The following is a 14,146-nucleotide window of genomic DNA, read 5'->3' as shown; positions in this document are numbered from 1 at the left end:
TTTTATAAAAGGAGAAGGTACTACATCCTTATTAGTACCTTCTTCACATACTATTATTTAATTACTCCATCTAAGTGATCTTTCAAGTTCACTAAAAACTTCTCAATATCCGGATTCTTCACCACATCATAACAAGCAAAACTCTTTAACGGACTCATACCGAGAAACTTTTGCACGCGGTGTAAATGACTAAGCGCTGATTCTAAACTTTCTCCTTCAAAGAACTTCGTCTTATCTCCAAATGCTTTTTCAGGTGCATTCCAAGTTGTAGAGAACATATACTCTTTCTCTTTTAATAAACCACCTGTTCCATATTCATCTGCACCTTTAAAGAACAAACCGTATTCATATACTTCATCCATATACGTTTTAAATAAGCCTGGAACACTAAACCAGTAAATTGGTGTTTGATAAATAACAACATCGGCCCATAAAAATTTATCTTGTTCTTCTTTAATATTGTAACCATCTTGAATCGTTGTTGTTTTCACATGATGATTCTCGCCTAATACAGTAACCATATAATCTACTAACGTTTTATTTAATCGTCCTTCCTTTGTACCGTATTTTTCATGTCCATTTATAATAAATATATGTTTCATTACTTTTCTCTCCCCTATATGATCTACTCTTCAGCTATTAAGCCGAGTTGCTGCTGTAGTGTAAGATTATCTTCTAAATGCCAATCTTCCGTTATCTTTCCGTCTTTCACATGTAAAATATCAATTGCAAAAAAATTAATTTTCTTACCATTATGCGTTCCTGTAAAAGAAAGACGGGCTGTTACTTTATCACCAACAACTAATAAGTCTTCAATCTCGCAATGTATATCAGGCACAACTTTACGAAAATTTTGCGCTGCAAACTTTAATCCTTCAATGCCTTGTGGTCGCCCTTTCGGCAATGTATTATCGAAAAAATTTTCAGTAACAGTCTGCGGAATAATTTCCTCCTTACCTGTATCCCAAAATGCATAAAAACGCTGCGCCGCATGAACCATTTCTGTCGCTTCTTTTTTACTTAGTGAGGGATCAATTGTCATTGCTTTTGGCTTTGGCATTTCTTTTAATAACTGGACTTCAGTTTTTTCTTCCACACCACATGCTACAAGCACAATACAAATAACAAACAAACTAAGAAATCCAAGTAACTTTTTTATCCCCATGGAAATCACCACCTCCTTATATAAATCCTTTTTGTTTCGTATTGCTATTGTATATGTACTAACTTCCTTTATGGAAGTAGTGATATTTTTTTCATATAGTTACCAAAAGTATAGTTTTGTGATACTATAAAGCAAATTCATCCAAAAAAATTTTATGGAGGCTAGTTCCATGAGCAATATAGATCCAATTGAATTAACGAAAGGTTTACCTGGCATACCTTGTCCTATCGCTAAAACGCTTGATGTAATTAGTACAAAATGGACGTTTTTAATCATTCGTGATCTTCTTATCGAAGGAACATTACGCTTTAGTGATTTACAAAAATCAATGGATGGTATTAGTCCAAAAACATTATCTCTTCGACTAAAAGAATTAGAATCTCAAGGCATTATAACGAGAAAAGTATATCCAGAAGTTCCGCCTCGTGTAGAGTACACATTAACAGATAAAGGAAAGCAATTAGAGGGAATTTTTATTGAATTAAAACGGTTTGGGTTAAGTTTATAAAACAAAAAAATTACCGTCGTTAAACAGGCTATAATTAGAAGTAATTATAGCCTCATTGAAACGTAAGATTAAGAAGTTAGCAGAAGAGAAGAAATAATTACGTGAGCAATTGAAGATTGCTTATGCAGATATATACAAAAAGAATTTAGAATATGGGGAACCTTGTCCGCCTTTATTCTATTACTAAGTAGCGTATAAACTTATATTTTATTAGTTTATCTTCACACTATTAGACTTCTCCATATGTGTGCATCAACTTAAGAATTTTATAATGCCCCCCACAAGATAAAATCTATATTTTTTCTTGTGAGGGTATACACGCAAAACAACTAAATCTTTGGCTTGTTATTTACTAGTTCGTTGCACAAACCCTACATTTCTAGCAGATTTTTGTAAAATATTAGAGGATACAAGGCTTGAGTTTCTTGATTAAATAGTTAAGAGTTCTTTATATTTTTAATTATTTCTTTTCCAATCTCTTTTAAAAGACATTTCAATTACATTCTAATATTCTCGACTACTTTTACAATTTTTTAATCTTCTCAAGTTATTTCATCTAAAATATGATTAATGTGCGCCACTTAATTTAACTAGAATTTTTGCTTGCGCTTTATCATGAATTAACGCTTCAAAACCTTGTTCAGCGATATTATCTATACCAACTTTACTTGTAATAATGGATTGCGCAGGTAATCTTCCATTAGCAAGTAATTGAATGACCTCATTATAAGTTTCATTACTGTACCCCACAGATCCCATTAATTTTATGCCACTAAAGAGTAAGGAAGCAGGAGCATTAAATTGGATATCTTGCGTGTGGAAGCTGATAACCATCATTGTGCCACGAACTTTAGTCGATTGAATGGCTTGATTAAATGTTGACTCAACACCTGCAGCTTCAATTGTCACATCTGCTCCATCTGGGAATAATTTACGAATTTCTTCTACAGGGTTTACTTCTTTAGCATTAAAAGTATGCGTCGCACCTACTTCGGTTGCTTTGCCAAGTCGACTATCAAATAAATCAACGACAATAATATTAGAAGCACCTGCAGCTTTTGCACCTAAAACAGCAAATAGCCCAATAGGACCTGCTCCATAGACAACAACAGTATCTCCTTCTCCTACATTTGAATCCTTAATTGATTGGAATGATACAGCTGCTGGTTCTACCATTGCTGCTACTTCTAGTGGTAAAGTATCTGGAATTTTAAAAATCGTTTTTTGTGGAAGTATCACGTATTCAGCAAATCCTCCATCGATTTGTGCACCAACCGCATCTAAAGTGATAAAACGTTCAGTTTCAGCATTTGAAGGATCTTTAAGCATCATTGGATAGATGCACACTCTGTCCCCTTCTTTAAATTTTGTTACATGAGAACCAACTTCTACAATTTCACCAGAAAATTCATGTCCGAGTACCGTATTCTTATTCATTGGTACTGAATCCGGATGCAAGTATGCATGCAAATCAGAACCACAAATACCAGCCCATGCCACTTTAACTTTTACATCATTGGGTTGTAACTCTTTTGTTTCTCTTTCCTCGATACGAATATCTTTTTCACCATACCACACTGCGGCTTTCATAAAAAATCCTCCCTCAAACAATTGGAATATTATATATAATTTTTATTTAATATTAGATCGTAATTCGTTTTTTAAAGCATAACAGCAATTTTTTTTGCTCTTTAACCTTACTCATTCCTCCTTTGCTATGTTCAATAATCTATCATAGGTTTTTGAGGAAAACGATGAGCAAAAAATAATATACGTCTCGAATTGAGACATTTGTTTTAATTTGGTTCATTTATCAATAAGTTCTTAGAAATCTGAATTAATTCTTCTTTTGTATAGGAATATTCATTGCTTAACCATTTTTTTATAATCTCAAAAAAACCACTACAGTAGAAATCACATAGTACCATTGGATAATCTGAGTTTTGGATTTTTTTCGAAAGCGGATCATTATATTCCATTGAGTTTTCATATAAATTTTCTGCACCAAATCGAATCAATTTTTCGTATAACTCAAGGCTATTATTTTTACTAGTAATATTAAAAAACAATGCACGATTAACATCTATGTATTCAATTATTTCCTCAAACAATGTATGTTCTAAATCCAAACCTTCTTTTGTTTGTTCAAAAAGATTGATTGCGATGGAATTTGACACATCGCTAAATAATTCATATTTATCCTCATAATGACGGTAAAATGTGCTTCTATGAATCATTGCTTTTTCACAAATATGATTGATTGTGATGGATGAAAATGTTTTTTCTTTTAATAAATCCATAAACGCATCTTTTATTATGGTTTGTGTGCGTAAACGTGTGAAATTACTCAATTCCAGTACCCTCCTATATTTAATCCAATTTTCTAATTGCTTTCCTAGTCCTTATCTCCTTTTAGTATGCCTAAATTAGTGATAATCTGGAATTCCCCCCGAATATAATCCTTTTATGAAACTGAGATGGATCATATAAATTTGGCTCTGGCGCGAATATACCAGAGCCAAAATGTTTAATTTAGTTCACTTTTTACAGGGAAAGAATGTAATCCATATATAGAACTACTATTTGAGATAGGAATAGGAAGATTCTCGTCAACAAATGAAAATGATTTATATCTTTTTATTAATTCCGTTAATACAAGTTTCGCTTCTAATCTAGCTAGAGGAGCCCCTAAACAAAAATGTATGCCATGTCCAAATGTAAGATGAGGATTACGTCTACGATATATGTTAAAACTATCGGCATCTTTGAATTGATGCGAGTCACGGTTAGCTGATCCAACCCAAGCTGAAATGATTTGGTCTACTTGTAAAGTTTGCCCTTTTAATTGAATCTCTTTTTTTACTCTGCGTACAATTCTTTGAACTGGAGAACGATACCGCAATACTTCTTCAATTGCTTTCGGAATAAGAGATATATCCTGCTGTAATTGATCATAAACATTTGGATGTTCTATGAAGCAATATAAAGCGTTTCCAAGTAAATTGGTTGTTGTTTCATTTCCCGCTACTAAAAGTAGTTTACAAAACGGTACTATTTCTTTTCCTGAAATATTTTTGTCCGCTTCACTTTGAACTAATAAAGAAATAATGTTATTTAAATCTTTTTTAGATTTCCCTCGATTGGATTGTATAATTTCTTCAAAAAACTCTCCTAATTCATTTTCTGCTTGTAAACGTGTATTAAAAAATTCTACCAAATAATCCGGATCATCATGACTCGGTGAACTTACGATAATATCAGACCATCTCTTAAACCTTTCCATATCCTTAGCAGAAACACCTAACATTTCAGCAATTACTATAACTGGTAACGGATAAAATAACTCCCTAACAATATCAAAAGTTTTCCGATCGGATAATTGATTGAATATATCGTTTGTGATTTGCTGGATTCTAGGTTCCCATTCCCTTAATGCTTTAGGAGTGAAAGACCGATTTACAATAGACCGAATTTGCGTATGCTTTGGCGGATCCATCCCAAGAATACTTTGTGGAAATGGAGACTTTTTCTTCTCAGGCATAATATTAGAAAAGTACTCTTTATCCTCTAAGACAGTTTTTATATCTTCGTACAAAAAAACATTCCACATGTCTGCCTGATGATTAAAACAAATAGGCTCCTTTTCTCGCATCTCTTTGTACCATGCAAATGGTTTATACGGATCTTCTAAAGCCTTTTTTCCCATCAACTTATTTGTAGGAATCATAACAACTGATTGATAAGGTGTTTTCATATATAACAATCTCCTCTCAAAGAAATTCCATTACACCGAATAATATTCACCGAATGCTATTCGGTGTAATGAGGATTATACAACAAGAACCAAAATATTCAAACTACTTTTTTGGTTTTAAGATATCCGTTAATATATAAATAAGGGGGAATAGACGTTGCATAAAAAAACTCTGCCAAATAGAAAACAACAAGCTCTACTAACACAGAACAATATATTTCATGTGTTTTTAAATTTAATGAAAGAAAAAAAATTTGAAAATATAACAATTGAAGATATTTGTAAAAAAGCAAATGTATCAGTAGGAACTTTTTATCATTATTTCTCTTCCAAAGAGGATATTTATAAAAAATTATTTCAACAAATTGAAGAAAACCTACATGTTGAATTAGAAAATATCGATCAACATACAACAATGCAAACAACTATTTTAACTTTCTTCCAATGCATAGCTGAATATACTACTAAATTAGAGTTACATATAAATCTTCTTAACGATTTCAACAAAAGGTCATTTATATATGAGCCTTCACTAATTTACGAAGCTCTAAATGGCTTTGTTTACAAAGGACAACTTGAAAAAGAATTAACAAATGATATGAGTGTAGAAGAAATAACAACATATCTTTTTACAATTGCTAGAGGACTTATATTAGATTGGTGTCTTTTAGATGGAAAATACTCACTAGAACAGAGAATGAATACTTATATGAATTTAGCATTGAAATCTTTAAAGGCTTAAATTTTAATCAAGTCCTACACTTTGTTGCTTTGTTGCTTCATTTTGTACATTTCATTCTGTTTTATTTCTTCTAGGTGTTAAAGCATCTGGAATAAAAGAACAAGCATGCCCCTTCTTTATACTGTAAGAAGAGGCATGCTTGTTCTTTTTTATAATACAACATATAAAGTGAAACTTTAATCAGTGGGGTTTTCTTCATCCCACATCAATCTACTTCAAGATAGTTAATTCCCCATTAGATATGTTTCCTATCCCCTCGGAAAAGGAGAATAACAGTCAAAACACATGTAAAAAATCAAGAAAATGAATATTTCATACATGCTAATTTTGGCACTGTGTATACTTTATATCGTTAAAAATTCATTAAAAAATGAACCACTTTGAGATATATGTCGCATTTTGATACACATAAACATTTTTGTTTGTCGCTTTCCATTAATGCCTATGATAAATTGCTATACATAGCTAGCTTACAATTATATTTCTAAAAATAATATTTCATCTTTCATAAAAAATAAAAAGGAGTTTTTTAAATGAAGAACCGAGTAAATCCAGCATTATTACCAGGCTTAGAAATGTATCCAGATCAAGATTTACGCCCAGAATGTTTGCCAGTAATGAGAGAAGAAGCGTCAAAAGTCTTCCCACCTACCATTGTTGATGAAACTCTTTCTGTAACAGATGAAGTCATTGAGGGACCTGATGCGAATCCATTACGATTAAAAATTTATCGTCCAAAATCAAATAATGAATCCTTACCTGCTCTGTTGTGGATACATGGTGGCGGGTATATCTTGGGATCTATAAATGATAATGATGATCTTGCTGTAAAAATTGCAAAAGAGGCTAACTGTATGGTCGTTTCTGTAGATTACCGTTTAGCTCCCGAACATCCTTATCCAGCTCCAATTGAAGATTGTTATGCAGCATTAAAATGGATTGCTGACAACGCGGAGACATTAAACATTGATTCAAACCGAATTGGTGTTGCAGGAGTAAGCGCTGGTGGTGGACTAACAGCTGCATTAACATTATTAGCCCGTGATCGCCAATATCCTTCTATTTGTTTCCAAATGCCGCTTTATCCAATGATTGATGATCGTAATAACACACCTTCTGCCAATGAAATTAAAGAAGGATTTGTTTGGAATCAAAAATCAAATGAAGCTGGCTGGAAAATGTATTTAGGAGAATTACATGGAACGGATCATATTCCTGCTTATGCAGCCGCTGCTCGAGCAGAAGATTATCGTAATTTGCCACGTACCTACACATGTGTTGGTCAATTGGACCCATTCCGTAGTGAAACATTAACCTATGTAACCAAACTTGCAGAAGCTGGTGTTGATGTCGAGTTCCATTTATATCCTGGGGCTTATCATGGGTTCGAAATGATGCATCCGGATACTGATATATCTATTCACGCTTGGAATGATTATGTACGAGCAGTTAAAACTGGTTTCGCAAGAAAGTAACTAAGGTAGCGACAAAAAATTTCATAATGAAGGAGAATTTTTAAGGAAGAATAGAGTTCATCCAGAATTAAGAGAAATGTTTTCTGTATTACCAGAAGTAGATTAAAGAACCCACCATAAGAAATCTCTCTTTTCCCTCTTTTTATCAGTGTTGACACATAAAAAGAAGCTCAGACACAAAAACAGACTGTGGAGAAGACTTTCTCCATAGCCTGAAAAAAGTACTGGTAATGCCAGTACTTTTTTATTATTATGCTCGCTGTTTAACATTGACTCTTTTGATAAAGAACGAGATTATTAATCCAACAATTACTACAATGATAGCAAAGATAAAGGTATTTTGAACACCGTTTGTAAAGGCCAGAACTTGGTTTAATGGATTTTCTTTATCAGATACTGTCTGAAGGAAGCTTCTTGAACCTGAGGAAAGAATTGAAATTCCAACAGCTGTTCCAATAGCACCAGCAACTTGTTGTAAGGTGTTCATAATCGCTGTTCCATGAGGGTATAGTTCAGGTGGCAGCTGATTTAATCCGTTTGTTTGAGCTGGCATCATAATCATTGAAATTCCAACCATAAGTGCAATGTGTAGTGCAACAATAAATCCTGTAGATGTTTCCAATGTTAAGGTTGAGAAACCATACAGTGCACATGCTACAATGACAAGTCCAGGAATAACTAACCATTTAGGACCAAAACGGTCAAATAATCCCCCCATAACAGGCGAAAGAATTCCGTTAATAATTCCTCCCGGTAGAAGCATAAGACCCGCTGCAAACGTTGATAACGCTAATGATGTTTGTAAGTATAATGGTAAAATCATCATCGTACAAAGCAGCACCATCATGCATACTAAAATTAAGAGAAGTCCAATAACGAACATTGGATATTTAAAAGCCTTAAGGTCTAACATTGGCTCATCCATCTTCATTTGACGAAGGGAAAATGCAATTAATCCAACGACTCCAATAACAAGAGAAAGAATAACGTGTAAGCTTCCCCAGCCTCCACTTTCTCCAGCGCTACTGAAACCAAATACGATACCGCCAAAACCAATTGTTGAAAGAATGATTGAGAAAATATCGATTCTTGGCTTTGTTAGTTTTGTTACGTTTTGCATGAAGAATATACCAAATACTAATGCGATAATCAATAATGGGAGTGAAATCCAAAAAATCCAGTGCCACGTTAACGTTTTTAGAATCAACCCTGAGACGGTTGGTCCAACAGCTGGAGCGAACATAATGACAAGCCCGATAATTCCCATAGCTCTTCCACGCTTATGTGGTGGAATAATAACAAGAATGGTGTTAAACATAAGTGGTAGAAGTAAAGCTGTTCCTACTGCTTGTACAATACGGGCAATCATTAGTACGCTAAATGTTGGTGCAATAGCTCCGATTAATGTTCCGATAATGGAGAATACAAGAGATGCGATAAAAAGCTGTCTTGTTGTAAACCATTGAAGAATTAAACCTGAAATTGGCACAAGAATTCCTAATGTTAATAAGTAGCCGGTTGTCAGCCACTGTGCTGTTGTCTCTAGAATACCAAAACCTGTAATTAAATCTTTTAACGCCATATTTAAGGCAGTTTCACTAAACAAGCCGATAAATCCAGCAATAAGAAATGACGTAATAATCGGCAGAGCTCTGATGTTAGAGTTTTCTACTGTTGTTTGTTGATTCCCCATATTAAATTGTCTTCCTCTCTCTTACCTAATTCTTTTATTTGAATTTTCGATTTTAATAATCTTTCCTTAACACCTCGTGGCACTCCCAAATCAGCTCTTCTATTCCCGTCTGGCCTTTCAGCCTACGGCGGACGATTTCTGAGGATAGATTCTGGACTTTGAGCGCTCTTGGTGCTCTTCTTTCGAAGTATGCCTGAAATGCAGCTTCAATGTCATTATTGTTTTTGAGCTCTTCGGCGAGAACGATTGCATCCTCAATAGCCATGGCTCCTCCTTGCGCAAGAGTCGGAGCTCCGACGTGGGCGGCGTCCCCTCCAATGACGACGCGGCCTTTGTACCATGGCTCTTGCACTGCGACTTGTTCCAATTTGTTAAAAATAACAGGGTAATCTTTTGACATATGCTTTGTAATAAAATCAAGTCCCGGAAAGCCTAAGAGAATCTCTTTGACTCTATTAAACCGGGTATCTTCCTCATCCCAGTAATCGCTGGCGCAAGGCTGGAGCACAAAGACATAGCCGGCGCGTTCGGCTAATGGTACGACGCCGATTTGCGTTTCTTCGCTTATATACATCAATGACGAGTCCTCGAATTTGTAATCAGGAAGCTCGAAATAAAATCGCCACGCCCCCATACCGAGATGCTCTTTTTCTATTTCCTTTTGCAACATCATATTCCTTACAGTTGAATGAATGCCGTCAAAACCTACTAAAATATCAGCCTTTATCTTTTCTCCGTCTTCAAATATGGCAGAGACCGATTCAGCTGTTTCTTCATAAGCAACAACCTTTTTCCCCCACTTGATGTCTACACCCGCTGCATCAGCATGCTTGATGAGAATATCACTTAATGTTTTTCGCGGGATATTATTGCGCCCTGGAAGTGTGTCGTCTAAAAAGGATTCACTGACTTGAAACTGCAGATCCCCCTGTGCATCAAATGTTTTAAGCCATTTTGTTTGAAAGCCATGTTCACAACACTCTTCGAATACGTCCAATTCTTTCAAGACAGCCAGTGCGTTTTGCGGCATGAGAATCCCCGCACCGGTTTTGCGATTTTCTAAAGCCGCTTCGCACAAGGTAACAGAAAATCCTACTTTACTAAGGGAAATAGACGCTGACAATCCGCCAATTCCCCCACCAGCTATCAAAATATGTTTCATATAAATAACCCCTTTTAGTTCTTTAAATATAGTTAGGCGCCTAACTATATTACTTTACTACATCCTCAGAAAAATTGTCAATCATCTTTAAGTCAGGTTGTATTATGATATTAACTCCTTTATAATCGTGTCATAACTAACGAACGGGAGCTTATTTTAATGGAATTAAAACATTTACCTAAATATAAATATTTAACAGAACATACCGAGACATATTCCAATATAGATGCTAGTTCTCTTGAATTGTTTTTATCTCTATTTGATATATCAAAAAAAATGAATCATGTGATGGAGCGTTACTTTGCAGGCAGAGGGCTGTCTGAAGGAAAATTCAAAATCCTGATGCTACTCTTCGACGCAAAAGACCACTCGTTAAGTCCGACAGAACTTGCAAAGCAATCAAACGTCACGAAAGCAACGATTACTGGTTTGCTGGACGGGCTGGTGAGGGACGGTTTTGTTAGCCGCACGCATCAAAATAAGGATAAACGAAAAATCAGCATTGAACTGACAAAAGAGGGAAAAGAACAACTGAAACAATTTCTACCCGGTCATTTCAGTAAAATCTCTGCGGTAATGGAAAACTACAGCGATGAGGAAAAAGAAATGTTTATCAATATCCTGGGAGATCTATTTGAAAAACTGAGCGTGTTTAAAGACTAAAACGCATTTTTTTGGTCCCGCCACATCGTTATATAGCTGAAATTTTATAGTACCCCCAGAACGAAATTTTGTACTAACTTGTAATAAAATACTCATTTTTTCGTTTTTGGGGTATTTGCATTTCTTAGGTTGATGGCGATGAGGCTAGTTCCATGAACGACATAAATCCAATTGAATTAACGAAAGGTTTACCTGGAATACCTTGTCCTATCGCTAAAACGCTTGATATAATTCGTACAAAATGGACGTTTTTAATCATTCGTGATCTTCTTATCGAAGGAACATTACGCTTTAGTGATTTACAAAAATCAATGGATGGGATTAGTCCAAAAACATTATCGCTTCGACTAAAGGAATTAGAATCTCAAGGCATTATAACGAGAAAAGTATATCCAGAAGTTCCGCCTCGTGTAGAGTACACATTAACGGATAAAGGAAAGCAATTAGAAGGGATTTTTATTGAATTAAAACGGTTTGGATTAAGTTTATAAAACAAAAACCCCTTACCGTCGTAAGGGGTTTTATTACTTCGCAAAACTCTCAGCCAGCTTTTTCTCTCTCCACATAAATGTAATGCCGAGACCAACTATTAAAACAACTCCTGAAAATGCATATGGATAATGAATATTCATATCAAATAATATTCCGCCCATCGCTGGTCCTGCGATATTTCCTAAACTCGTATAAGTCGAGTTCATACCAGCGACGAATCCTTGCTCTTTTCCAGCTGCTTTTGATAAAAACGTCGTTAAAGCTGGACGAAGTAAATCAAATGCTAAGAAAATGAAGCAAGTAACGAGAAGTACAATCCAATAATTAAAGACGACAGTTGAAACGAACGCTAATACTGCACCTACAATTAAACAGATTTGAATTAACACTTTTTCACCGAACATATCAACTAATTTTCCGAACATAAATACTTGCACAACTACCCCAAAGATTGAACTGATTGTAATAATTGCCGCAATATCTTTCGGCGAGAAACCAAATTTATGATCAGAAAATAAGCTAAACACAGTTTCATACGCCGATAAACCAAATGCAAGTACAAATACGATAATAAATGCAATTGCATACATTGGATGTAATGATTTCTTTAAATCACCAATAAAACTTGATTCTTTCGTATTAGAAGAAATCTCTGCAAGTTCTTCTTTCGTTAACGGTTCTTTTAAAATAAAGATTGAAATCACACATGCTATAAAGGCAATTGCTGCTGCAACGAAAAACGGCACACGTATGCCGTATTCTGCAATAAATCCGCCGATTCCAGGCCCTATAATGAATCCAGTACTAATAGCCGCAGATAAGTATCCCATCGCCTTTGGACGTTCCTGAATAGATGTAATATCCGCAACATATGCCGTAACACCAGGCATAATAAAAGCAGCACTAATTCCGCCTAATACCCTTGCTACATAAAGCATCCACACATCTTTTCCTAATCCAAAAAGAAGCTCTGAAACACCAAAAATAAATAATCCAATGATTATCATTTTCTTCCTACCGTAAAGATCAACCCACCGGCCTGTAATAGGTGAAGTAATGAGCTGTGCCATTGCAAACACTGCAACGAGATATCCCATCGTCTTCCCTGTTAAATGCATATCATTCATAAAGGACGGCATAACCGGAATGATTAATCCAATCCCTAAAAAAGCGATAAATATATTACTCAAAAGAATAACCAATACCATCTTTTGTTCTTTTATCGGTTTCTTCACTTTTTAACACCTCTTCCCATAAGTTCCTCTCAAAAAATAATACCCAAGAAGCTTTTTCTTTATCCTGCTCTTTGTGGGCTAGTAATGAGTGAGGATGCCTCCACTCATTAGAATTTCACTCTATCCTTCTACACATACATAAGTATTAGGTGAATGACTATCATTCAGTTTTCCTCAAAAATGAACCTACCTTTTCAGACAGGTTCATCTTACTACTTCTTTATATGTAGTGCATGTGTTAAAAAATCTAGTACTTCTGCCTTTTGCAAATCCACTTGCTCATCATCTTTATGATCATATAAATAAACTTGTTCCGCTGCTGATTCAACAAGAGCGATAAATAACTTCGCTGTTCGCTCTGCGTGAACCGAATCACGAATTTCACCGGCTTCTTTCGCCTCACTTAAAAATTCGCTTAACCACATATAAAGAGGCTCATACACAGCTTCCCACTCTTTTATATGTTCAGTAGATGCAAGACCTGCATACATTAAAGCTTGTATTTCACGGTATTCCTCTATAAAGTGAAACACCGCATCGATTACTTGTGCCACTTTATTTGAAAAAGGTACATCTTTTTGTACTTTTTCTTTCACTGCAAGTATCATCTTTTCAACCATCACTTCTGCTATTACAGGCATAACAGATAGCTTAGAAGGAAAATATAAATAGAAAGTTCCTTGCGCAATGCCAGCTAATTTCACGATATCAGAAATCTTCGTTTTTTCGACGCCCTTTTCCTGAAACACTTCAATAGCTGCATAGACAATTTTCTCTTTTTTATTCATCATCTAAACCCTTTCACACGCATATTGAATGACTGTCACTCATTTTATAAGATAATCGATTGTACTGTCAATGATAGTGAACTCTAAGAGGAACTCATTTTTTTATAATAAAATCTCCTAATAAACAATTAGGAGATAAAAATGCAATATATCTTTAAGAAAGTGCCTTTAATCCTGTCACTCCACATACAATAAGAAACACACTAATGATACGCGCTTTACTTTTCGACTCACCAAACAAGAACATGTTTAACAAAACTGCACCTGCTGTTCCGATACCAATCCAAACCGCATACGCGACACTTACTTGTAAAAATAAGAAGGAAGTATACAAAAATGCGAAGGATGTAGCAAACCCACCGATATAAATCGCACCATTGGCTAATGTCTTATCTTTACTATACATTTTAAGTCCTATCACACCGACTATTTCACTAATTGCAGCACAAAATACGAAAAACCAACCCAT

General features: G+C 35.0%; 15 protein-coding genes. 5 read left to right on the top strand and 10 right to left on the bottom strand.

All coding sequences use genetic code 11. The features are described 5' to 3' along the window. Positions 1-53 precede the first annotated feature (53 nt). Positions 54-602 (bottom strand): NAD(P)H-dependent oxidoreductase, encoded by a 549-nt coding sequence (locus tag GBN91_RS20905; RefSeq protein ID WP_152122177.1) that lies wholly within the window; start codon positions 600-602, stop codon positions 54-56. Positions 603-625: 23 nt separating this feature from the next. Beyond that, positions 626-1,165, bottom strand: a complete 540-nt coding sequence (locus GBN91_RS20900) for an ester cyclase (RefSeq protein WP_152122175.1) — start codon at positions 1,163-1,165, stop codon at positions 626-628. 169 nt (positions 1,166-1,334) lie between these two features. On the opposite strand from GBN91_RS20900, the gene GBN91_RS20895 reads away from it, so the two are divergent. Continuing rightward, positions 1,335-1,673 (top strand): winged helix-turn-helix transcriptional regulator, encoded by a 339-nt coding sequence (locus GBN91_RS20895; RefSeq protein ID WP_152122173.1) that lies wholly within the window; start codon positions 1,335-1,337, stop codon positions 1,671-1,673. A gap of 567 nt (positions 1,674-2,240) precedes the next feature. On the opposite strand, the gene GBN91_RS20890 is transcribed toward GBN91_RS20895, so the two are convergent. From GBN91_RS20890 to GBN91_RS20880, 3 genes are all read right to left on the bottom strand, one after another. Beyond that, positions 2,241-3,263: a 2,3-butanediol dehydrogenase gene (locus tag GBN91_RS20890; protein ID WP_113304718.1), complete on the bottom strand. Its 1,023-nt coding sequence runs from the start codon at positions 3,261-3,263 to the stop codon at positions 2,241-2,243. A 206-nt stretch (positions 3,264-3,469) separates the two neighbouring features. Further along, entirely contained in the window at positions 3,470-4,024 is a 555-nt protein-coding gene (locus tag GBN91_RS20885) for a TetR/AcrR family transcriptional regulator (protein ID WP_000064560.1), read from the bottom strand. Positions 4,025-4,200: 176 nt separating this feature from the next. Further along, positions 4,201-5,427: a cytochrome P450 gene (locus GBN91_RS20880; RefSeq protein ID WP_152122170.1), complete on the bottom strand. Its 1,227-nt coding sequence runs from the start codon at positions 5,425-5,427 to the stop codon at positions 4,201-4,203. Positions 5,428-5,584: 157 nt separating this feature from the next. Between GBN91_RS20880 and GBN91_RS20875 the strand changes: the two genes are divergently transcribed. Beyond that, positions 5,585-6,169, top strand: coding sequence for a TetR/AcrR family transcriptional regulator (locus GBN91_RS20875; protein WP_113304250.1), 585 nt, complete (start codon positions 5,585-5,587; stop codon positions 6,167-6,169). Positions 6,170-6,702: 533 nt separating this feature from the next. Further along, entirely contained in the window at positions 6,703-7,644 is a 942-nt protein-coding gene (locus GBN91_RS20870) for an alpha/beta hydrolase (RefSeq protein ID WP_152122168.1), read from the top strand. 250 nt (positions 7,645-7,894) lie between these two features. Here GBN91_RS20870 and GBN91_RS20865 read toward each other — a convergent pair whose 3' ends face one another. Both GBN91_RS20865 and GBN91_RS20860 read right to left on the bottom strand, forming a co-directional pair. Beyond that, positions 7,895-9,337: a DHA2 family efflux MFS transporter permease subunit gene (locus tag GBN91_RS20865; protein ID WP_088362109.1), complete on the bottom strand. Its 1,443-nt coding sequence runs from the start codon at positions 9,335-9,337 to the stop codon at positions 7,895-7,897. 52 nt (positions 9,338-9,389) lie between these two features. Further along, complete coding sequence (locus tag GBN91_RS20860; protein ID WP_152122166.1) at positions 9,390-10,499, bottom strand: FAD-dependent oxidoreductase; 1,110 nt, start codon at positions 10,497-10,499, stop codon at positions 9,390-9,392. A 159-nt stretch (positions 10,500-10,658) separates the two neighbouring features. Between GBN91_RS20860 and yetL the strand changes: the two genes are divergently transcribed. Both yetL and GBN91_RS20850 read left to right on the top strand, forming a co-directional pair. Then, complete coding sequence (gene yetL, locus GBN91_RS20855) at positions 10,659-11,162, top strand: transcriptional regulator YetL (RefSeq protein WP_000420689.1); 504 nt, start codon at positions 10,659-10,661, stop codon at positions 11,160-11,162. A 152-nt stretch (positions 11,163-11,314) separates the two neighbouring features. Continuing rightward, positions 11,315-11,653, top strand: a complete 339-nt coding sequence (locus GBN91_RS20850; protein WP_152122164.1) for a winged helix-turn-helix transcriptional regulator — start codon at positions 11,315-11,317, stop codon at positions 11,651-11,653. A gap of 33 nt (positions 11,654-11,686) precedes the next feature. Here the strand turns inward: GBN91_RS20850 and GBN91_RS20845 are convergent, their stop codons facing one another. From GBN91_RS20845 to GBN91_RS20835, 3 genes are all read right to left on the bottom strand, one after another. After that, a complete protein-coding gene (locus GBN91_RS20845) occupies positions 11,687-12,889 on the bottom strand; it encodes an MFS transporter (RefSeq protein ID WP_152122161.1) in 1,203 nt (400 codons plus the stop codon). Positions 12,890-13,101: 212 nt separating this feature from the next. After that, positions 13,102-13,680: a TetR/AcrR family transcriptional regulator gene (locus tag GBN91_RS20840; RefSeq protein WP_113302866.1), complete on the bottom strand. Its 579-nt coding sequence runs from the start codon at positions 13,678-13,680 to the stop codon at positions 13,102-13,104. 151 nt (positions 13,681-13,831) lie between these two features. Continuing rightward, positions 13,832-14,146 carry a DMT family transporter gene (locus GBN91_RS20835; protein ID WP_000539671.1) on the bottom strand — a complete coding sequence of 105 codons (315 nt, stop codon included), beginning with the start codon at positions 14,144-14,146 and terminating at the stop codon, positions 13,832-13,834.

It is taken from the genome of Bacillus sp. B1-WWTP-T-0.5-Post-4, from assembly GCF_009183795.1.
Classification (GTDB): domain Bacteria; phylum Bacillota; class Bacilli; order Bacillales; family Bacillaceae_G; genus Bacillus_A; species Bacillus_A cereus.
The sequence above is the reverse complement of the archived record's forward strand: the minus strand, read 5'-3'. Positions and strand labels throughout refer to the sequence as shown.